At 65.5% G+C, this 21,943-nt stretch carries 14 protein-coding genes; 10 read left to right on the top strand and 4 right to left on the bottom strand.

Translation table 11 applies throughout. The features are described from left to right. Positions 1–214 precede the first annotated feature (214 nt). Positions 215–1,225 carry a LacI family DNA-binding transcriptional regulator gene (locus BMX85_RS27510; protein WP_090326689.1) on the bottom strand — a complete coding sequence of 337 codons (1,011 nt, stop codon included), beginning with the start codon at positions 1,223–1,225 and terminating at the stop codon, positions 215–217. A gap of 7 nt (positions 1,226–1,232) precedes the next feature. Then, positions 1,233–2,057 carry a polysaccharide deacetylase family protein gene (locus tag BMX85_RS27505; protein ID WP_090326686.1) on the bottom strand — a complete coding sequence of 275 codons (825 nt, stop codon included), beginning with the start codon at positions 2,055–2,057 and terminating at the stop codon, positions 1,233–1,235. A gap of 233 nt (positions 2,058–2,290) precedes the next feature. Here BMX85_RS27505 and BMX85_RS27500 point away from each other — a divergent pair, with 233 nt between their 5' ends. The 8 genes from BMX85_RS27500 (at position 2,291) to BMX85_RS27465 (ending at position 16,790) form a co-directional block, all read left to right on the top strand. Further along, positions 2,291–5,299, top strand: coding sequence for a TonB-dependent receptor (locus BMX85_RS27500; RefSeq protein ID WP_090326684.1), 3,009 nt, complete (start codon positions 2,291–2,293; stop codon positions 5,297–5,299). A 125-nt stretch (positions 5,300–5,424) separates the two neighbouring features. Then, on the top strand, positions 5,425–6,939 hold the full coding sequence (locus BMX85_RS27495) for a tryptophan halogenase family protein (RefSeq protein ID WP_229210690.1): 1,515 nt from the start codon (positions 5,425–5,427) through the stop codon (positions 6,937–6,939). 30 nt (positions 6,940–6,969) lie between these two features. After that, positions 6,970–7,680: a SapC family protein gene (locus BMX85_RS27490; protein WP_090326681.1), complete on the top strand. Its 711-nt coding sequence runs from the start codon at positions 6,970–6,972 to the stop codon at positions 7,678–7,680. Further along, positions 7,673–8,689: a cupin-like domain-containing protein gene (locus BMX85_RS27485; protein WP_090326676.1), complete on the top strand. Its 1,017-nt coding sequence runs from the start codon at positions 7,673–7,675 to the stop codon at positions 8,687–8,689. Before BMX85_RS27490 ends, BMX85_RS27485 begins: the two co-directional genes overlap by 8 nt. Positions 8,690–8,701: 12 nt before the next feature. Beyond that, entirely contained in the window at positions 8,702–10,225 is a 1,524-nt protein-coding gene (locus tag BMX85_RS27480) for a tryptophan halogenase family protein (RefSeq protein ID WP_090326672.1), read from the top strand. Positions 10,226–10,435: 210 nt separating this feature from the next. After that, positions 10,436–13,501 carry an alpha-1,6-glucosidase domain-containing protein gene (locus tag BMX85_RS27475; protein ID WP_229210689.1) on the top strand — a complete coding sequence of 1,022 codons (3,066 nt, stop codon included), beginning with the start codon at positions 10,436–10,438 and terminating at the stop codon, positions 13,499–13,501. 284 nt (positions 13,502–13,785) lie between these two features. Next, positions 13,786–14,076, top strand: a complete 291-nt coding sequence (locus BMX85_RS27470) for a PsiF family protein (RefSeq protein ID WP_090327072.1) — start codon at positions 13,786–13,788, stop codon at positions 14,074–14,076. Positions 14,077–14,186: 110 nt separating this feature from the next. Further along, complete coding sequence (locus BMX85_RS27465; protein WP_090326665.1) at positions 14,187–16,790, top strand: chemotaxis protein CheW; 2,604 nt, start codon at positions 14,187–14,189, stop codon at positions 16,788–16,790. 43 nt (positions 16,791–16,833) lie between these two features. Here the strand turns inward: BMX85_RS27465 and BMX85_RS27460 are convergent, their stop codons facing one another. Continuing rightward, complete coding sequence (locus tag BMX85_RS27460) at positions 16,834–18,147, bottom strand: MFS transporter (protein ID WP_090327068.1); 1,314 nt, start codon at positions 18,145–18,147, stop codon at positions 16,834–16,836. Between the two features lie 231 nt (positions 18,148–18,378). Between BMX85_RS27460 and BMX85_RS27455 the strand changes: the two genes are divergently transcribed. Both BMX85_RS27455 and BMX85_RS27450 read left to right on the top strand, forming a co-directional pair. Then, positions 18,379–19,035 (top strand): GIN domain-containing protein, encoded by a 657-nt coding sequence (locus BMX85_RS27455; RefSeq protein WP_090326661.1) that lies wholly within the window; start codon positions 18,379–18,381, stop codon positions 19,033–19,035. Between the two features lie 102 nt (positions 19,036–19,137). After that, on the top strand, positions 19,138–21,039 hold the full coding sequence (locus BMX85_RS27450) for a putative bifunctional diguanylate cyclase/phosphodiesterase (RefSeq protein ID WP_090326658.1): 1,902 nt from the start codon (positions 19,138–19,140) through the stop codon (positions 21,037–21,039). Here BMX85_RS27450 and BMX85_RS27445 read toward each other — a convergent pair. Then, entirely contained in the window at positions 21,008–21,898 is an 891-nt protein-coding gene (locus tag BMX85_RS27445; RefSeq protein WP_090326655.1) for a GIN domain-containing protein, read from the bottom strand. The genes BMX85_RS27450 and BMX85_RS27445 overlap by 32 nt on opposite strands. Between the last annotated feature and the right edge of the window lie 45 nt (positions 21,899–21,943).

Below are 21,943 nucleotides of genomic sequence, written 5' to 3'. Positions count from 1 at the left end.
GGCGCCGTGTCAACAGCAGGCGGCAGGCGGCGCGGCAGGCAGCGGCGCGGCGGCCATGAGCGGATTAGCGGAGCGTAATCGGCCATCCTTGTTCATCGGCGGCGCAAAGATGGCCGATTACGGCGTGCAGCCTAATCCGCCCTACGCCTCCAGATCGAAGCATCATTTGACGGCCATGGCGTGTTGCCAGATACCGCACCGTGCGACCGCCCGATCAGCCGCCAGCCTTCGCCAACGACGCCCGCAACGTCATCGTCACCGGATACTGGTGCGTCACCGGCCGCTTTAGGTCGTAACAACCATTCAGCAGCGCATTGAGCCCGTTCTGGGTCATCTCGCGCCACGGCATATGCACCGTCGTCAGGCGCGGCGCCGAGAATTCCGCGCTCGGCGTATCGTCGTAACCGATCACCGACAATTCGCTCGGCACGTGAATCCCCGCCTCCTGGAAATACGACAACGCGCCGACCGCCATTTCGTCGTTGGCGCAGAACATCGCCGTGCAAGAATAACCCGACTCCACCAGCTCCCTGGCCGCCGACCAGCCGCCGGCCGGCGAAAAATCGCGCTCGACCAGCCACACCTTGCCGGTATCGATGCCATGCGCGGCCAGCTCGTACATGAAGGCATCGATACGCACCACGTTATCCGGCAAGCTCGACGGCCCGGAGACGACGGCGATGCGCCGGTGCCCATGCTCGAGCAAGCTGCGCGCCGCCAGCTGTCCCCCCAGTTGATGGTCGACGGTGAAGCATTGCCCGGCGATGCTGTCGAAGTGATGGTTGAGCAGCACCACCTGGTGCTGCTTGGCGCCCAGCGCGGCGATGTCCTCCTCCAGCAGCACGTTGGTCATCAGGATCAACCCGTCGCAGCCGCGCTCGATCAGAAACTCGATGCCCTCGATCGCCTGCTGGCGCGCGCCGCCCAGCCCGACGCCGAACGCCACCACCATGTGCAGGCCGGCGGTGCGCAGCTCGGTGTCGATGATTTGCAGGATGGGCGTGTAGAACGTCCCGCTGAGCACGGGGATGTAGACGCCGATCATGCGGCTGCTGCCCGACAGCAGCGAGCGCGCCGCGTGCGACGGCCGGAAGTCCAACTGCTCGATCGCCGCCCGCACCTTGGCCACGGTGGCCGGCGACACCGAGCCCTTGCCGCTGACCACCCGCGAAGCGGTCCCCAGGCCCACGCCGGCGAGGCGGGCTACGTCTTTGATGGTGGCCACGGGTTCGTCACTTTTGCTTTTTTACGTAAGTCATGATGTTCAGGAAGGTGTCGGTCCAATAGGTTTTCCGGTTCTCGGCCAGATAGCGCACCAGTTCCTCGTGCGCCTCGGCCGAGGTCACCAGGTAGTCGCCGCCGACGCCGTGGAAGGTAAAGTTGACCATCGTCCCCCGCTCGCCCGCCTCGCGCACCAGCGCGATCAGCTGCTTGCCGCTCAAGCCCTCCGGCGCCAGCACCGTCACCGCGTACGGATCGAGGCCGCCCATCGACGGCGTCACCGCTTGCCCGCCGGCGGTCTTCATGGCGACGAACTCGCCGGCGATGGCCGGCAGGTAGCTGGCGCGCCCTCCCGGCGCGAGCGCCATGGTATCGCCGCAGGGTACCGTGTAGGTGCGCTCGCGCCGGCCGTCGATGGCGGCCAGCATCGTATTGCCCAACCGGACTTGCGCGGCCATCTGCGCCACGCTCAGGGTGTCGAGATCGCGCTCCGGCCGCACCCACTGATGCCCCGGCAGCGAGCCAGAGCACTGGTGGAACAGGCTGTGGTTACCCAACTCGTGGCCACGGACAGCCGCCGCCCGCCACGCCGCCATGCGCCGCCCGACCGACTGGCCGGACAACTCCAGATAGAAGCTGGCCTTCAGGCCGTACTTGTCCAGGGTCGGCAAGGCGGTGTCGAGCTGCGAGTCGAGGGAGTCGTCGTAGGACAGACTGACGGCGGCGCGGGCGCCATCGGGCCAGCGGAATGCCGCCTGCCCCGCGCCCTGCGCCTGCGCCGCCGGCTGGGCCAGAAAAGCCGCAGCCGCCAACGCCGAAATTATCCGTATTGTCATCCGAAGTGTCTCATTTTGGAAACGTTCCCATATGGTGCACGCCCTGATTTGCCCTGTCAACGAAAACCTCGGGCGTTTACCCGCGAACGCAAATTGACTTTAAAAAACGAACGATGCTATATTTGCCAACATCGAATGGAAACCTTTCCAAGATACTTGGGAAAATGGCGAAGGTTGGCGATGGTGGACAGCGGGGCAGCGCGAGAGCGGTTTATAAAAACAGAGGAGACAACATGCAATATCCAAACACACGACAGAAACTGATGACCTTGGCCGTGGCCGGCGCCTTCGTGGCGACGGCCCTGCCGGCGTTCGCGCAAACCCAGCCGGCCGTGCAAGCCGCGCCGGTCGAGATGGCCGGCGAGCCGCCGGTGGTGCAAAGCGTGGTCGTGACGGGCATGCGCCAGGCGCTGATCTCGTCGATGAACCTGAAGCGCAATTCCGACGGCGTGGTCGACGGCATCGTCGCCGAAGACATCGGCAAGTTCCCCGACACCAACCTGGCCGAGTCGCTGCAGCGCATCTCCGGCGTGTCGATCGACCGTTCGATCGGCGAGGGCTCGAAGATCACCGTGCGCGGCGTCGGCCCCGACTTCAACATGGTGCTGCTCAACGGCCGCCAGATGCCGACCTCCAACCTGGGCGACCTGAACGGGCGCGCCTTCGACTTCGCCAACCTGGCGTCGGAGGCGATCTCGCAGCTGCAAGTGTATAAAACCAGCCGCGCCGACAACCCGACCGGCGGCATCGGCGCCACCGTCAACGTGATGACGGCGCGTCCGTTCGACCGCCCCGGCCTGCACGCCAGCTTCGGCGTCAAGGGCGTCTACGACACCTCGAACGACAACCTGCCGGCCGACGTCAAGGCCAGCAACTCGACCACGCCGGAGCTGTCCGGCATCTACAGCAACACCTTCGCCGACGGCAAGTTCGGCATCGCCATCACCGGCAGCTACCAGGAACGCAACCTGGGCTACAACACCGCCGCCGTCTCCAGCGGCTGGCACGGTCCGGTGCGCGGCGACGAGAACAGCTGGGGCTCGATCCCGCAGCCGGGCGCCGCCGGCTCCGAGAACATCACCAACCGTCCCGGCCCGAACGACGTCTACATGGTGCCGCAGAACCTGAACTACAACTTCAACGGCGTCAAGCGCCAGCGCACCAACGGCCAGTTGACCCTGCAATTCAAGCCGGTCAAGGAATTGGTCACGACCCTGGACTACACCTACTCGGAAAACAAGATCCAGACCAAGCGCAATGACATCAGCGCCTGGTTCAACTTCGGCCCGTCGGCCAGCTCGTGGACCAAGGGTCCGGTGTCGAGCCCGCTGAGCTACACCGAGATCATCCCGCGCAACGCCAACGATCCGACCATCGGCACCTCGGACGTGGCCATGGGCGGCGCCGACTTCGCCACCAAGACGCAAAACAAATCGCTCGGCTTCAACGCCGTCTGGAAGCCGACCAACGACCTGCGCTTCGAGCTCGACGCGCACCGCTCGTCGGCCACCTCCGGCGCCGACAGCCCGTTCGGCTCGAGCAACACGCTCGGCACGGCCAGCTTCAGCCGCGGCACCACCACGGCCAACTTCAGCCAGGATTTCCCGGTGCTGAGCATGGAGGGCGTGGACTTCGCCAAGGCCGGCCAGCAGGTGACCGGATCGAACTTCACCAATTCGTACATGCGCGGCGAGGTCGAGCAGGCCCAGGTCAAGGGCGCGCTGAAGGTGTTCGAAGCGTCCGAACTGAAATTCGGCGTCGGCAGCACCAAGGTCGACAACCGCTCGGCCTTCTCCAACAACCAGCGCGACACCTGGGGCGGCGCCACCAAGGCGTCCGACTATCCAAGCAACGTCTGGCACAAGGACACCATCCGCCAGTACTTCGACAAGATCGACGGCAGCGACAACCCGGCGCTGTTCAACCAGTTCTACACCTTCAACTTCGACCAGGTGCGCCAGCTGGCGGCGAAGGCCTCCGGCCTGCCGGCGCTGTACCTGCCCAAGACCACCTTCGACAACGACTCGCGCGTGGAGGAAAAATCGAAGTCGGCCTACGTCCAGTTCAACACCGACTGGGACACGCCGATGCCGATCCGCACCGCGCTCGGCGTGCGCTACGAGAAGACCGACGTCGTCTCGACCGCGCTGGTGCCGGCCGCCACCAGCATCAGCTGGGTGTCGCAGAACGAGTTGCCGGTGGCCTTCGGCGCGCCGACCTTCACCACGCTGACCGGCAAATACCACAACATCCTGCCGAGCCTGGACTCGGACATCGAACTGACGCCGACCCAGAAGCTGCGCCTGAGCTACGGCCAGAGCATCGGCCGGCCGCGCTACGACCAGATCCAGGGCGGCACCACCTTGAACTCGCTGGCGCGGGTCGACGGCGGCAGCGGCAACCAGGGCAATCCGGCGCTGAAACCGGTCAAGTCGAAGAACCTGGACCTGTCCTACGAGTGGTACTACGGCCAGCAGAACTTCTTCTCGCTGGGCTACTTCCGCAAGGACTTGACCAACTACGCCGGCCAGTCGACCTTCAACGCCACGCCGTTCAACCTGCACACGCCGGTCGGCGGCGCGCTGTGGAACGAGGCGCTGGCCAACGGTTGCGCCACGGCCGACACCACCTGCATCCGCAACTACATCTTCCGCAACCACCCGACCGCCCCAGGCGTGACGCGCGGACCGGACGACGCCGGCACCGGCAACGCCACCGGCACCATCGTCGGCCAGCCGAACGATCCGATCGCCAACTTCAAGATCAACTCGTTCGCCAACCAGAAGAAGGCCAGCCTGGACGGCATCGAGGTCAACCTGCAGCACATGTTCGGCAGCAGCGGCTTCGGCATCTCGACCAACTACACGTATGTGAACTCGGGCCTGAAGTACGACAACGCCAGGCTGGGCGAGCAGTTCGCGCTGGTGGGACTGAGCAACTCGTCGAACGTGGTCGGCATCTTCGAAAACGACAAGTGGACGGCGCGCCTGGCCTACAACTGGCGCGGCGAGTTCCTGTCGTCGACCTTCGACTCCTACGGCCCGAATCCGCAGTACACCGAGTCGTACGGCCAGATCGACCTGAGTGTTGGCTACAACTACAACAAGAACATCAGCCTGCAATTCGAGGTGATCAACGCCGGCAACTCGATCCAGCGCGTGCACGGGCGCACCAAACAAGCGGTGGAATCGGTCACGCAGGCCGGACCGCGCTACATGCTGGGGGCGCGCTACAAGTTCTAATAATGTAGTGTAATTACAACCAAGGAAGGACAAGGCCGCTGCCCGACAGCGGCCTTGTCGGTTATACTTTCCGCAATAATCTGGGACATCGAATGGCCAATGAGCTGATCCGACGGATAGTGATAGTGGGTGGCGGATCGGCCGGCTGGCTGAGCGCCGGCCTGATCGCGGCCGAGCACCGCGCAAGCTCCCCCGGGGGGCTGCAGGTCACCCTGATCGAATCGCCCGACGTCGCCCCGATCGGCGTCGGCGAAGGCACCTGGCCGAGCATGCGCGACACCTTGCGCCGCATCGGCGTGTCCGAATCGGACTTTTTCCGCGAATGCGACGCCGCGTTCAAGCAAGGCTCGCGCTTCAACCGCTGGTGCACCGGCGCCGACGACGACTATTACTTCCACCCGTTTGTATTGCCGCAGGGCTACGGCGAAGCGAACATGCCGGAACACTGGCTGGCCCAGCATCCCGACGTGCCGTTCGCCGACCTGGTCAGCTACCAGCCGCACCTGTGCGCCCGGGGCAAGGCGCCCAAGCAGGCCGCCACGCCGGAATTCGCCGCCGTCGCCAACTACGGCTACCACCTGGACGCCGGCAAGTTCGGCCTGTTCCTGCGCAAGCATTGCCTGGAGCACCTGGGCGTGCGCTACGTGCCGGACCACGTGACCGGCATCAACTCCGCCGCCAACGGCGACATCGCCTCGCTGCAAACGCAACGCCACGGCGCGCTCGAAGGCGACCTGTTCATCGACTGCACCGGCATGCAATCGCTGCTGCTGGGCAAACACTACGACATCGACTTCGTGTCGCAAAAGCACGTGCTGTACAACGACTCGGCGCTGGCGGTGCAAATCCCCTACCCCGACGACAATTATCCGATCGCTTCGCAGACCTCGTCGACGGCGCAAAGCGCCGGCTGGATCTGGGACATCGGCCTGCCGACCCGGCGCGGCGTCGGCCACGTCTACTCGGGCGCCCACATCGGCGACGACCAGGCCGAGGCGGAACTGCGCGCCTACATCGTGGCGACCGGCGGCCCGGCCGACATCCCGGCGCCGCGCAAGCTGAGGTTCGACCCCGGCTACCGCGCCAAATTCTGGCATCGCAACTGCGTCGCCATCGGCCTGTCGGCCGGCTTCATCGAGCCGCTGGAGGCGTCCGCCCTGGCGCTGGTGGAAATGTCGGCCGCCATGGTCAGCGACGACATGCCGGCCACGCGCGCGGAAATGGACATCGTCGCCAAGCGCTTCAACGAACACTTCACCTACCGCTGGGAGCGGGTGATCGATTTCCTCAAGCTGCACTACGTGCTGAGCAAGCGGCGCGACAGCGCCTACTGGCGCGACAACACCGAGGCCGACCATGTGCCGGAGCGACTGGGCGAACTGCTGACCTTGTGGCGCCACCGGGCGCCGTCGCGCAGCGACTTCAACCGCATCGAGGAAGTGTTCCCGTCGGCCAGCTATCAGTACATCCTGTACGGCATGGGCCGCACCACCGAATTTACCAAGCAACACCCGCACGAAGCGGCGATGGCCGACGGCTATTTCCGCGAAGCGGCCAACCTGACACAGAAGATGCTGGACGCACTTCCCACCAACCGCGAGCTGATAGAGCACATCAAACGCCACGGCCTCCGCACATAACAACGCAGTTAACAAAGACAAGAGACAGTCATGCCAAAACCAGTATTACTCAACAACGTCGAACACAAGAACCTGCGCGTGATCACGCGGCGCGGCGCGCGCTTCGGCGACGCCCAGATGGCGGCGCCCACCTTCCCGGCCGAATTCCGCAACATCCAGGCCTGCTACCCGATCGTCTTCCGCCAGACCACCGACGGCTTAGGCTTCGAGCCGATCGCGCTGCTCGGCTTCCAGGAGGGCGAGAACCTGTTCCTGCAGGGCGAGCGCTGGGACGCGGTCTACATCCCGATGCTGGTCGAGCGCCAGCCCTTCCTGATCGGCATGGGCGGCGCGGGCGGCCAGGACCTGACGGTGCACATCGATATCGAGAACCCGCGCGTCAGCGACAGCGAAGGCGAGGAAGTGTTCAAGCCGCACGGCGGCACCACCGATTACCTGGAGCGCGTCAACTCGCTGCTGGCGGCGATCCACAACGGCATGCAGGACATGCCGCTGTTCCTGGCCACCCTGGTGGAGCACGAGCTGCTGGAAAGCTTCGTGCTCGACGTGGGCCTGGACGACGGCTCGCAAAACCGCCTGGCCGGCTTCTACACGATCAACGAGGACCGCCTGGCCGGCTTGAGCGGCGACGTCATCGCCAAGCTGCACGCGGGCGGCCACCTGCACCACATCTACATGGTGCTGGCGTCGCTGTCGAACTTCCGCGCGCTGATCGACCGCAAGAACGCGCTCCATGCCTAAAGCGATACGCGAGATCGCCGGCGTCGGCCCCAATGGGCTGACGGACGACATCCTGACCGCCACGCAGCCGCTGGTGCTGCGCGGCGTGGCGGCCGGCTGGCCGATGGTGCGCGCGGCGCGCGAATCGCACCAGCAGGGCGACGCCTACCTGCGCCGCTTCTACGGCGACGCGGCCACCGGCGCCACCGTCGGCGCCATGCTGGGACCACCGGAGGCCGAGGGCCGCTTCTTCTACAACGAGGATATGAGCGGCTTCAATTTCTACCCGGTGCACGCCAAGCTGACCGGCGTGCTCGATGAAATCCTCGTCAAGCGCGACATGGAGAAGCCGCCGACGGTGTACGTGGGCTCGACCAGCGTCGAGACCTGCCTGCCCGGCTTCCGCCAACATAACGACCTCGATCTGGGCGGCCGCGACGCCTTGATGAGCATCTGGATCGGCAACCGCACCCGCATCGCCGCCCACTACGACGTGCCGGACAACCTGGCGGTGGTGGCGGCGGGCCGGCGGCGCTTCATGCTGTTCCCGCCCGAGCAGCTGAAGAACCTGTATATCGGCCCGCTCGACTTCACGCCCGCCGGCCAGGCCATCAGCCTGGTCGACATGCTCAAGCCGGACTTCGCCAAGTTCCCGCGCTACGCCGAGGCGCTGGAGCATGCGCAAAGCGCGGTGCTGGGGCCGGGCGACGCCCTGTTCATCCCCAGCATGTGGTGGCACCACATCGAAGCGCTGGACGCCTTCAATGTGCTGGTCAACTACTGGTGGCAGCGCACGCCGGAATTCATGGATACCCCGACCAACGCCTTGATGACGGCCTTCCTGACGATGCGCGGACTGCCGCCGGAACAACGCAGGGCATGGCAGGAAGTCTTCCGCCACTACATATTCGAAGCCGACGAAGAAACGGCGGAACATATACCCGAGGCGGCGCGCCACGTGCTGGCGCCGCTGACGGCCGACGGCGCGCGCGCGTTGCGCGCCCAAATACTAAAAAAGCTGAACCGCTAAGGAGACCGGCAAATGCAAGACCAAAACAAAGAATCGAACAATCGGCAAGCGGTGCGCCGCGTCGTCATCTGCGGCGGCGGCACCGCCGGCTGGATGGTCGCCGCGGGCATCGCCAAGGTGCTGGGCAAGCGCCTCGACATCAAACTGATCGAGTCCGACGAAATCGGCACGGTCGGCGTGGGCGAGGCCACCATCCCGACGCTGATGAACTTTCACAATCTGCTCGAGATCAACGAGCAGGAATTCATGGCCGAGACCCAGGCCACCTTCAAGCTGGGGATCTCGTTCGAGGAGTGGCGCAACGTCAAGGAGAACTACATCCACTCCTTCGGCTTCACCGGCGTCGATCACTGGACGGCGGGCTTCCAGCACTTCTGGCACAAGGGCGTCGAGCGCGGGCTGGCCAGCGACTACGGCGACTACTGCCTGGAACTGAAAGCGTCGTTGGAGCACCGCTTCGCGCACCTGCCCAACAACGGCATGAACTACGCCTACCACCTGGACGCGAGCCGCTACGCCAAGTACCTGCGCCGCCTGAGCGAACCGCGCGGCGTGCAGCGCATCGAGGGCAAGATCGTCCGCTACACCAAACATGACGGTGGCGACGTGCGCTCGATCGTGCTCGAATCGGGCCGGGAGATCGAAGGCGACTTGTTCATCGACTGCACCGGCTTCCGCGGCCTGCTGATCGGCGACGCGATGGAGGAACCGATGGAGGACTGGTCGCAATGGCTGTTCTGCGACCGCGCCATCGCCGTGCAGACGGAGGCGGTGGCCGACGCCATTCCGCTGACGCGCTCCATGGCGCACCAGGCGGGCTGGCAGTGGCGCATCCCGCTGCAGCACCGCGTCGGCAACGGCATCGTCTATTCGAGCCGCTACCTGGACGACGACACCGCGCGCAAGCAGCTGCTGGCCAACGTCGAAGGCCGCACCCTGATCGAGCCGCGCGTGATCAAGTTCAAACCGTGCCAGCGCAAGCAAACCTGGAAGGGCAACGTGGTCGCCATCGGCTTGTCGAGCGGCTTCCTGGAACCCATCGAATCGACCAGCATCCACCTGATCCAGCGCAGCGTGGTGCGCCTGATGCAGATGTTCCCGTCGGACGGCGTGCGCCAAACCGACATCGAGGAATACAACGCACAGTGCAACCACGAGATCGAGCACATACGCGACTTCATCATCCTGCACTATCACGTCAACAACCGCACCGACTCGCAGTTCTGGATCGACTGCCGCGAGATGAGCATTCCGGACTCGCTCAAGCACCGCCTCGACCTGTTCCGCGAAACGGGCCGCGTGTTCCGCGTGCCGAACGAACTGTTCGCCGAAAACTCGTGGATCCAGGTGATGCTGGGCCAGGGCATCATGCCACGCTCGCACCACCAGACGGCGGACCTGATGGGCGACGAAGAGCTAAAGCAATTCCTCGGCAATATCAAGTCCAAGGTCGACCGCACGGTGGTGCAGCTGCCGACGCACCAGGCCTACGTCCAGCGTTACTGCGGTCGCGCCGAATCGGTCAAAGCCGCCTAGCCACCGCCTGCCCGACCCCGAACGCCGCCTGACCGCGGCGTTTTTTTTCGGCTAAAAATATTTATTACTTTCACATTTTCGCCGTAGTATTATTACAAAGCCATCCTTCCACAGACGACAGGAGGCCATTACACCACAAAGACAATGGAGACGCGCATGACAACGCACTGTAGTTTACTTTCACACCTGAAACTTATTCCAGCATTGGCGATGCTTGCGGCATTGGCCGCCTGCGGCGGCGGCGGCGAGGACAGCTCCGCCACGCCAACCGTCCAGACCATGGCCAGCACCACCATCGGCACCGCCATCAGCGCCGCCGCCAGCCCGCAAGCCGCCGGTACCATCCGCATGCACTACCACCGCGCCCAGGGCGACGAGGCGCAATGGGGCGTCTACTCGTGGGAAGGCCCGGCCACCCCGAGCCCGGCGTGGATCACCGGCCGCTTCATGTTCACCCAAAGCGACGCGTTCGGCCGCTACGTCGATATCCCTGTCGATACCGCCAAAGCCGCGATCTCGTTCCTGCTCACCGACGGCAGCGGCAACAAAAACTGCGGCAACGACCAATCGGCCGCGTTCAACGCCAACATCGCCACCGTCGGCCAGCAGGTCTGGATGCTGGAAGGCGACTGCACCGTCTACACGACCGAACCGGCCATCAGCCTGGGGAACCTGAACGGCGCCAGCGCGCACTGGCTGTCCGCCACCACCTTCGCCTGGCCCGGCGTGCCCGCCGCCGGCACTTACAAACTGTATTACGCGGCCAACGGCGGCCTTGGCTCGAATCCGGCAGGCGTCACCGGCGCGGAAGGCAGCATCGCCCTGAACGCCGTCGGCGCGCTGTCGGCCGCGCTGCGCGAAAAGTACCCGCACCTGGCCGGCGCCACCGCGCTGACGATGTCCAGCACCGACGCGGCGGGCATCGCCGCCCGCGCCGGCAACCAGTTCGCGATCGCGCAATTCGACGCCAGCGGCAAACTGATACAAGTGACCTCGCTGCAAACCAGCGGCATGCTCGACGACGTCTTCGCCGGCGCCGCCGCCAACGCCACGCTGGGCCTGAGCTACAACCGCAACGGCGCCCCTACCTTCCGCGTCTGGGCGCCGACCGCCAAGGCGGTCAGCCTCAATCTCTACCCGGACGCCAACAGCGCCAGCACGGCCACGCGCGCCATGACGCGCGACGGCGCCAGCGGCGTGTGGAGCTACACCGCGCCGGACGCCAGCTGGGTCAACCGCTACTACTACACCTACAACGTGCAGGTGCTGTCGCGCTGGGCCGGCAACACGGTCGTCACCAACACCGTGACCGATCCGTACTCGCTTAGCGTCAGCGCCAATAGCCAGCGCAGCTTCGTCGCCGATTTGGACAGCCGCGCGCTCAAGCCGGGCGGCTGGGACCATCACCGCATCCCGCGCCTGGACCAGCCGACCGACATCGCGCTGTACGAACTGCACATCCGCGACTTCAGCGCCAGCGACGCCAGCGTGCCCGCCGCCCACCGCGGCAAATACCTGGCCTTCACCGACGACGGCTCCAACGGCATGCGCCACCTGCGCGAGCTGCGCAAGGCCGGACTGACGCACATCCACCTGCTGCCATCGTTCGACTACGCCAGCGTCAACGAAACCGGCTGCACCACGCCGTCGATACCGAACGCCGCGCCCAACGCGCCGGACCAGCAGGCGGCGGTGGAAGCGGCGCGCGGCGCCGACTGCTTCAACTGGGGCTACGACCCGGTGCATTACACGGCGCCCGAAGGCAGCTACGCCACCAACGCTAACGACGGCGCGACACGCGTGCGCGAGTTCCGCGCCATGGTGCAGGGCCTGCACGAGCAAGGCCTGCGCGTGGTGATGGACGTCGTCTACAACCACACCAGCGGCTCTCAGCAAGGGCCGCTGTCGGTGCTCGACAAGATCGTCCCGACCTACTACTACCGTTTGAACGCCGGCGGCGGCATCACCAACGACAGCTGCTGCGCCGACACCGCGTCGGAGAACGCCATGATGGCCAAGCTGATGATCGACTCCGTCAGCACCTGGGCGCGCGACTACAAGGTCGACAGCTTCCGCTTCGACATCATGGGCTTCACGCCGCTGTCGGTCATGAAGCGGCTGCAGGCCGCCGTCAACACCGCCGCCCAGCGCGACATCTACCTCTACGGCGAAGCGTGGAACTTCGGCACCGTCGGCAACGACGCCCGCTTCGTGCAGGCGCGCCAGGCCAATATGTACGGCTCGGGCATCGGCTCCTTCAACGACCGGCTGCGCGACGCGGTACGTGGCGGCGGCTGCTGCGACAGCGGCGCGAGCCTGATCGACCAGCAAGGCTTCATCAACGGCGCCTTCTACGACCCCAACGCGCGATCCACGCAGACCAAGGACGATTTGCTGCGGCTGGGCGACCTGGTGAAGGTCGGCCTGTCCGGCACCCTGCGCGACTACGCCTTCACCGACCGCACCGGCGCCTGGCGCAAGAACTGGCAGATCGACTACTCCGGCCAGCAGGCCGGCTTCGCCGCCAACCCGGCCGAAACCATCAACTACGTCGAAGCGCACGACAACCAGACCTTGTTCGACCTGAACGCCTACAAGCTGCCGCAGGCGACCAGCATGGCCGACCGCGTGCGGGTACAAAACCTGGGCGCGGCGATCAACATCCTGTCGCAGGGCGTGCCTTTCCTGCATGCGGGGCAGGAAATCCTGCGCTCGAAATCGATGGACCGCGACAGCTACGACGCCGGCGACTGGTTCAACAAGCTCGATTACAGCTACCAGTCGAACGGTTTCGGCATCGGCTTGCCGATGGCTGGTGTCAACCAGGACAACTGGCCGTTGATGTCGCCGATCCTCGCCAATCCACTGATCAAGCCTGACACCGGCGCCATCGTCGCCGCGCGCGACTACGTCGCCGACATGCTGGAGATCCGCCAGGACAGCGCCCTGTTCCGGTTGCGCAGCGGCGACGAGGTGGCGAAGCGCCTGCGCTTTTACAACACCGGCCCGCAGCAGATCCCCGGCCTGATCGTCATGAGCCTGGACGGCCGCGTGCCGTTGCGGGGCGGCGACGCCAAGTACAAATCGGTGGTGGTGCTGTTCAACGTCGACAAGGTCGCCAAGACGATCGCCGTGCCCGAGCTGGCCGGCCGCAGCCTGGCGCTGCACCACGTGCTGCGCAAGGCCGGCGGCGGCCGCGGTATCGCCGACCATGACAGCGTCGGCGGCCGCTTCACCATCGCCGCGCGCGCCACCGCCGTCTTCGTCGAAAGATAACCCCGGGGTCAAGTCTGTCATTGCGACACGAACCCGGCTGTAGCACTGCCTGCAGCTGTGTTAGATAACCCCGGGGTCAAGTCTGTCATTACGACACGAACTCGGCTGTAGCACTGCCTGCAGCTGTGTTTGTGTCGTAATGACAGACTTGACCCCGGATTGAAAATTACCGAGCCGTAATCTGTGTAGTGGCCGGAAACTGTGCCGGCGGCGGCATCTTCAGTTATAGTCCTCGTGTGGCCAACGGCCCGACCATTCGCATTTCGACCGCAGAGGAAACCATGATGAAAAAACTGTTCGTTGCCAGCCTGATCCTGTCCCTGAGCGGCGCCGTGTTCGCCGCCGAGCCGACAGCCCAGCAAAGCAAGATGAAAACCTGTAACGCCGATGCGACCGGGAAAAAAGGCGATGAGCGCAAGGCATTCATGAAGGAATGTCTAAGCGCCAAGCCTGCGGCGCCGGAAGCCAAACTGACCCAGCAGGACAAGATGAAAAAATGTAATGCCGACGCCACCGGGAAAAAAGGCGACGAGCGCAAGGCATTCATGAAAACGTGTCTCAGTAACAAGGCTTAAGAGTCAGACCAAAATGCCATCCAGACCGGATGGCATTTTTTTTGTTGCACTCTTGCCTGTCTGGCATAAAAATTGCTGCAGACATACTTTTTTTGTGTCGAATCCAGGATATGAACACGCCAACAGCCGCTAGCTCCGACACCTTTTTACCCTACATGCCGGACGTGGCCCGCTGCGAGCTGTCGCTGCGGGAACTGAATCAAATGTGGCAGCTCATCGAGTCGTCGGCCAAGATGAATTGTCCGGCCGAGGCGCGCCTGCTGCTGCCGGCGATGGTGGCCACGCGCACCGGTTTCGCGCAGCTGGAACGGGCCCTGATCGCTAATCTGGTGCAGGAGAAGGTGCGCCACGTGCTGGCCAACCTGGGCACCCAGGCGCGCTACGCGATCGACATCCTGGTCCGCAACCTGTTCGAGCGCACCGCCGATGTCGGCTTCCTGGCCACCGACGTCGATCTGTGCCGATTCGCCGCGGGCGGCGATGGCGGCGACGGCCATGATGGCGACGGCGCCCTCGCGGCAGCCCGCCAGCGCCTGTCCGACTACCGCGACAAATACACGGTCTACGACGAAATCCTGCTGCTGGACCTGGACGGACGCGTGCTGGTGCAGGCCGATCGCGCCACGCCGGTGGCCCACAGCCGCGATCCGCTGCTGGCCGAGACGCTGGCCGCCACCGGCTATGTCGAGACCTTCCGCGCCACCGATCTGCGACCCGGCAAGCCGCGCGCGCTGGTGTATTCGCACCGCATGCTGGACCCGGACAGCGGCGAACCGGCCGGGGTGCTGTGCCTGTGCTTCAATTTCGAGCAGGAGATGGACGCCATCTTCGCGTCCTACCGCGATCCGTCGCAGCGCGCCAACATGCTGTTGCTCGACGCGCAGGACCGCGTCATCAGCAGCGCCGATCCGCTGTGGATACCGGCCGGCGTCAAGGTGCCGACCAACGTCGACGGCCTGCCGCAGCTGCTGATGTTCGGCGGCCGCGAATACCTGGTGCGCACCTTCCGCTCCGACGGCTATCAGGGCTATCCCGGCCCGGCAGGCTGGAAGGGGCAATTGATGATGCCGGTCGACCTGGCCTTCCGAAACGCCGGCGCCGATGCGCTGGGCGGCGCCGATCCGGAATTGATCGAAGGCTTGCTGTCGCATGCGCAGGCCTTCAGCCCCACCCTGCATGAATTAATGAGCGCGGTGACACGCACCACCCGCACCATCGAACGCATCGTCTGGAACGGCAAGGTCACCAGCGCCGCCAACAACCAGGTGGTCGGCCACGGGCACGAAACCGGACACGATCTTCATCGCGGCAACGTCAACAAGCTCAATACCGTGCTCGATCAGATCACCGAGACCGGCGGCCGCAGCGACGCGATCTTTTCGCGCTCGATCCAGGACCTGTACCAGACCGTGCTCACCGCCAGCATCAGCGAGGCCGCGCTGACCTCGCGCCTGCTGGTCGATATGTTGGACCGCAATCTGTACGAACGCGCCAACGATTGCCGCTGGTGGGCGCTGACGGCGCAGCTGCGGCGCGGCCTGGCCTATCCGTCCGCCGAGCAAAGCGCCGCGATGAGCGAAGTGCTGGCCTACATCAACAGCCTGTACACCGTGTACGCGCGCCTGTTCGTCTACGATCGCACCGGCCGCATCGTCGCCAGCACCGGCGAAAGCGGCGAAGGTGACCACGTGGCGACCAGCATCGGCACCCATATCGATGGCGCCACGCTGGGCCGCGTTTGCGCGCTGCGCGGCGAACTGGATCACTATCCCGAGCCGTTCGCGCCATCGGCCCTGTACGGCGGCGAGCCGACCTTCATCTATCACGCGGCGATCCGCCATCCGGAGCAGACCTCCACGGTGGTCGGTGGCATCGGCATCGTGTTCGATTCGCGCCCGGAGCTGGTCAACATGCTGCACAGCGGCGTCGCCGGACGCCGCAACATGCATGCCTTCTTCATCACGCCGGAACGCCGCATCCTGTCGTCCACCGACCCGGCCTGCGCGCCCGGGGATACCCTGGCGCTGGACGCCGGCCTGCTGGCGGCGGCCGAAAACGGCGACGGCGCCAGCGTCGCGCGCATCATGCTGCATGGCGGCCAATATGTGATCGCGGCGTGCACGCGCGCCTCGGGATATCGCGAGTTCCGCGCCGGCGCGAATGCGGACATCGAGCAGCCGGTGCTGTCGGTGCTGATCGAGTCGTTCGGCCCCGAACGCGACAAATCGTCGATGCCGGCGCCGTCGGCGCAAATCGAGCGCCGCAGCGACACCGGCCCGGATTTCGCCATCTTCTACGCCGGCCGCACGCTGATGGCGCTGAAAGCGGCGCGCATACAGGAGGCGGTGCCGTACGCCAAAGTGCAAAAGGCGGCCGGCGCCAACCCGGCGCGCCTCGGCATGCTGGACGTGCCGCTGGCCGGGGGTAAAAAGCATTTTGTGTGGGTGTTCGACCTGGCGTTGCTGGCCACCGGCAAGGCCGGTGTCGTGACCGACAACAGCCAGGTGATGCTGGTGCGCCTGGGCGACAGCACCATCGGCCTGCTGGTAGACGATCTGCATTCGGTGCAGCAGTTCGACGCCGCCGACATGACCGAATCGCCCCTGGGGTCTGGCGAGTCGGCGCTGGCGCCACGCCTGATCAAGGCCAACCAGGGCAATCTGCTGATACAGGAGATCGATATCGAGCGCCTGTTCGCGCGCCTGCGCACCTGACGGCGGCAGGCCGCTTCCGCTGGCTTCCGCTGGCTCCCGCTTCCTACGCGGCCATGCCTTCGGCCGGGGTTTCGGCGCCCCGCAGGCGCTGGCGGCGGTACAGCACCAACGTGGCGCACAAGCCGCAGGCGGCGGCGAACGTCATCCACCAACCCGGCGCGCTTTTGTCGCCGGTGTATTCGATCAGGCCCGTGGCGATCGCCGGCGTGAAGCCGCCGAACACCGCCGTCGCCAGGCTGTAGGCCAGCGAGAAGCCGACCGTGCGCACTTCGACCGGCATCACTTCGGTCAGCGCCACCACCATGGCGCCGTTATAGCTGGCGTACAGGAACGACAGCCACAGCTCCACCTCCAGCATGTGGGCGAAGCTGGGGGAATTCACCAGCCAGTGCAGCGCCGGATAGGCGGTCAGTATCGCCAGCGCCGAAAAGCACAGCAACAGCGGACGGCGGCCGACGCGGTCGGACAAGGCGCCCATCACCGGCAGCCAGATGAAGTTGGACACGCCCACGCACAGCGTGACGATCAACGCCGCGCTGGTGGTCAGGTGCAGCACGCTCTTGCCGAAGGTCGGCGTGTAGACGGTGATCAGGTAGAACGACACGGTGGTCATCGCCACCAGCATCATGCCGGAGACCACCAGCGCCCAGTTGTTCAGCATCGAGCGGAAAATCTCCTTGACCTCGGGGCGGTGCTTGCGCGCCATGAACTCCTCGGTTTCCTGCAGCGAGCGGCGGATCACGAACAGCACCGGCACGATCATGCAGCCGACGAAGAACGGAATGCGCCAGCCCCACTCGCCCACCTGCGCAGGCGTGAGCCACTTGTTCAAACCGAAGCCCAGCGCGGCGGCGGCCACCACGGCGACCTGCTGGCTGGCCGACTGCCAGCTGACATAAAAGCCCTTGCGGCCCGGCGTCGCCATCTCGGCCAGATAGACCGACACGCCGCCCAGTTCCACGCCGGCCGAGAAGCCTTGCAGCAGGCGGCCGGTGAGCACCAGCAGCGGCGCCGCATAGCCGATGGTGGCGTAGCCGGGCACGCAGGCGATCAGCAAGGTGCCCATGGCCATCAGCGCCAGGGTGACGATCAATCCCTTGCGGCGGCCGACGCGGTCGACATAGGCGCCGAGGAAGATGGCGCCCAGTGGCCGCATCAGGAAGCCGGCGCCGAAGGTCATGAAGGTCATCATCAGCGACGCCAGCTCGTCGCCGGACGGGAAGAAGGCGCTGGCGATGGCGGTGGCGTAGAAGCCGAACAGGAAGAAGTCGAACATCTCCATGAAATTCCCGCTGACGACGCGGAAGACGGTGCCGGGGCGCGATTGCGCGTTGTTTGGTGAAGCGGTGGATGTCATGGGGTCCTCGATGCGGTGCGGTTTCTTCGGGATCATACGCGCTTTGCGGGTGACTTGCTCGACGCTAGCGAGCCCCGGCGGATGGCGTCGCCCGGCAAAAACGTAGCCGCAACGCAACACTTCGCCGCTTTTTTGCAGTTCGTCGGAAAGTTGTCGGCCCCGGTGGCCAAGTTCAGTAAAATCAACGTTATCAAAATAAGTAACCATTGAATAAACCATCAAGGATTCACCATGCGCCGCACCGCTTCCGCCGTCCTGACCACCACCGTCGCCACCGCCCTGGCCTCCACCCTGTACGCCGCCAGCGCTCCGGCGCTGGCGGCCGAATCGGTGCGCGCGCTGCCGCCGTTCATCGCCGTCAACGCCAAGGGCGCGTTCGCGATGACGGTGGAAGCGGGCAAGGCGCAGTCGGTGGTGGTGCGCGGCGACGACAAATTCGTCGCCGACCTCAAAACCACGGTGATCGACAACGAACTGCAGATCACCATGCCCGATAAAAGCTACGACGGCGCCAAGGGCGATCCGCGCATCGTCATCACCGTGCCGACCTTGAGCCGGGTGAAGGTGGAAGGCGCCGGCGAAACCGTCATCAGCAAGGTCAATACCGACCGCCTCGACATCGGCTACCTGGGCGCCGGCCAGCTGGTCGCCAGCGGCAAGGTCAAGTACCTGCGGCTGAACGCCAAGGGCGTGGGCGAGGTCGATGCCAAGGCGCTGCACGCGGATCGGGTCGACGTCAACTTCGAGGGCGTGGGCCACGTCAGCGTCTACGCCACCGATCTGCTCAACGCCGTGGCCAAGGGCATGGGTTCCCTGAACTATTACGGCAAGCCGAAAACCGTCAACAAATCGGTCTCGGGCATCGGCAGCGTCAACGCCAGGGACTGAGACGGCGCCGCCGGCCCGGTGACAGGCGTGGTGATTGCGCGTACCATCAGCACCACAATACACGGATCACAATAGATCCATCGCACCGGGGGGACGGCAAACGTGGCTGCGCCGAACGACATAGCACACTGGCGCGCGCGGATTTTCGCCAAGCTGCTGCTGATCGTCTTCCTGCTCGGATTGGCCACGGCCGTCCCCAGCATGCTGCTGGCGGCCGGCGAAGGCATGTGGTCCATCATCGTCATCGACGTCATCGCGCTGTCGTGGATCGGCGCCATCCTGCTGCTGCGCCGCGTCGCCTACACCGTCCGCGTGTTCAACTTCCTGGCGGTCGCCTTCGTGGTCGGCGTCGGCCTGCTGCTCAAGATCGGGCCGGTCAGCCAGATCTACCTGATGGCCATCCCGGTGCTCGCCGCGCTGCTGCTCGGGCTACGCCCGGCATTGTGGATGCTGCTGCTGGCCGGTCTGGCGGTGCTGGTGCTCGGGTTCGACGAAAACGCCAAACTGCAGATCGAGGGCATGCCGGACCACGCCTTCCTCAAGTCGGCCATCATCTCGATCAACTTCATGTTCATCACGGCGGTGCTGACGCTGTCGTGCGCGGTGCTGCTGCAGCAGCTGGCGCGCTCGTTCGACGAATTGCGCGCCGGCGCCGATTCGCTCGAGCGGCTGGCGTTCTTCGACGTGCTCACCGGCCTGCCCAACCGCCGCCTGCTGATGGACCGCGTCGACACGCTGCTGGCCAGCTCGGCGCGCAGCGCCACCTTCAGCGCGGTGATGTTCGTCGATCTCGACCGATTCAAAACCATCAACGACGCGCGCGGCCACGCGATCGGCGACGCGCTGCTGTGCAAGGCGGCCGGGCGCCTGAGCCAACTGGTACGCAAGGCCGACACCGTCGCGCGCATCGGCGGCGACGAGTTCGTGGTGGTGCTGGCGCACCTGGCCGACGATCTGGAGAGCGCCACCCACGCCGCGCGCGCGGTCGCCGAAAAGGTCCGCGTCACCATCGGCCAGGAGTTCGAGATCGACGGCCAGCTGTACACCTCGACCGCCAGCATCGGCGTGACGATGCTGCCCAAGCCGCGTGTGGGAGCGCAGCCGGAGCAGACCGCGCACGACCTGTTGCGCGAGGCCGATACGGCGATGTACCGCGCCAAGGCCGAGGGCCGCAACGGCATCGCCTTCTTCGAGATGGCGATGCAGACCGCGGTCGAACAGCGTCTGTCGATGGAGCGCGATTTGGCCTCGGCGCTGGCCGGGGGCGAGCTGCAAATGCACGTGCAGCCGCAGGTCGACCGCGACGGCCGCGCCATCGGCGGCGAGCTGCTGATGCGCTGGCCGCTGGCCGGCGGCGCGATGGTGCCGCCGTCGGTCTTTATTCCGGTGGCCGAGGAGTCGGGACTGATCCTGGCGCTGGGTGCATGGGCGCTGCGCCAGGCCTGCGAGGCGGTGCTGCTGCTGGAGCGCGCGGGGCTGGCGATGCCGCTGTCGGTCAACGTCAGTCCCAGCCAGTTCCGCCAACCCGATTTCGTCGTGCTGGTGCAGCGCACCCTGGCCGACACCGGCGCGCCCGCCGACCGGCTGATACTGGAGGTGACCGAGGGACTGCTGATCGACAAACTGGACGAAACCATCGCGCGCATGCATCAACTGACGGCGCTCGGGCTGCGCTTTTCGATCGACGATTTCGGCACCGGCTATTCGAGCCTGGCGTACCTGAAAAAAATGCCGCTGTATGAGCTCAAGATAGACCGCAGCTTCATCATCGACGCGCCGGACGACAGCAGCAGCGCGGCGCTGGTGCAGTCGATCCTGGCGATGGCCGGCCATCTGGGGCTGCACGTGGTGGCCGAGGGCGTGGAGACGCGCGCGCAGGCCGATTTCCTGATCGGCCATGGCTGCCCGTGTCTGCAGGGCTACCTGTACGGGCGGCCGATGCCGCTGGCGCTGTTGATCGGGCAGCTGGGTTCTACTGCAGCACGCTCACGCGCTTGCCGCTGACGCTGCGCTGCGCCGGGTTGCCATACACGGTGACCCTGCCGGAGCCGTTGGCGTCGGCCACCAGCGATTGGCTGACGGCGGCCGAGATGCTGCCCGAACCATGCGTGCTCAGTTCCGCGCTTTGGCTGGACAGGCCGGCCAGGTCGGCGCTGCCGGAGCCGTACAGCCGCACGATCATGCTGCGCACGCTGCCGCTGGCGTCGACGCCGCCGGAGCCGCGCAAGTCCAGGTTGAGCGTGTCGCCCCGCAGGTTGCCCAGGTTGAGCCGCCCGGAGCCGTTCAAGCTGGCCAGGGTGGAGCCGCTTTGCAGGGCGTTCGCGTCGACACTGCCGGAGCCGTTCAGGCGCGCCTCCAGCTGGCTGACATTGCCGGCCAGTTGCACCGCGCGCGAACCGTTCTGGCTCAGGTTCAGGGTGCCGCCATTGAGTCCGGTGACCGACAGGCGCCCGGAGCCGTTCGATTGGATGCGGCGCAGCTGGGGCGTGGTGTAGACCACCCGCAGCGGGTTGGCGGCGCGCACGCTGCCCTCGACCCAGACCCGCAGCGTGTCGCCGCCGGCGTCGGTGCGCAGCAGCGGCAGCAGATTGCTGTCGCCTTCGACCCGCAGCGAGGCCGCCTCGCCGACGCGCACCTCGACCTGCAAAGGCCCGTTGATATCGATGCCGTCGACATTGGCGGCCACCACGGCGTCGCGCCGCTCGACGGCGCCCTGGCCGTTGCCCTCGACCGCGTTGCCGCCGAAGGACGATTTGTACTGCATGTTGCCGTCTTCCGGGATGACGATGACGGCGCAGCCGGCGATGGTGGCCAGGGTGGAGAAGGCGGCGATGGTGGCGAAGGCGATGGCGGAGCGGCGCATGATCGGTTATCCATGAAGTTGTATAGTGTTGCCACTATAGCCAGC

This window comes from Duganella sp. CF517 (assembly GCF_900110275.1).
Lineage (GTDB): Bacteria > Pseudomonadota > Gammaproteobacteria > Burkholderiales > Burkholderiaceae_D > Rugamonas.
The sequence above is the reverse complement of the archived record's forward strand: the minus strand, read 5'-3'. Positions and strand labels throughout refer to the sequence as shown.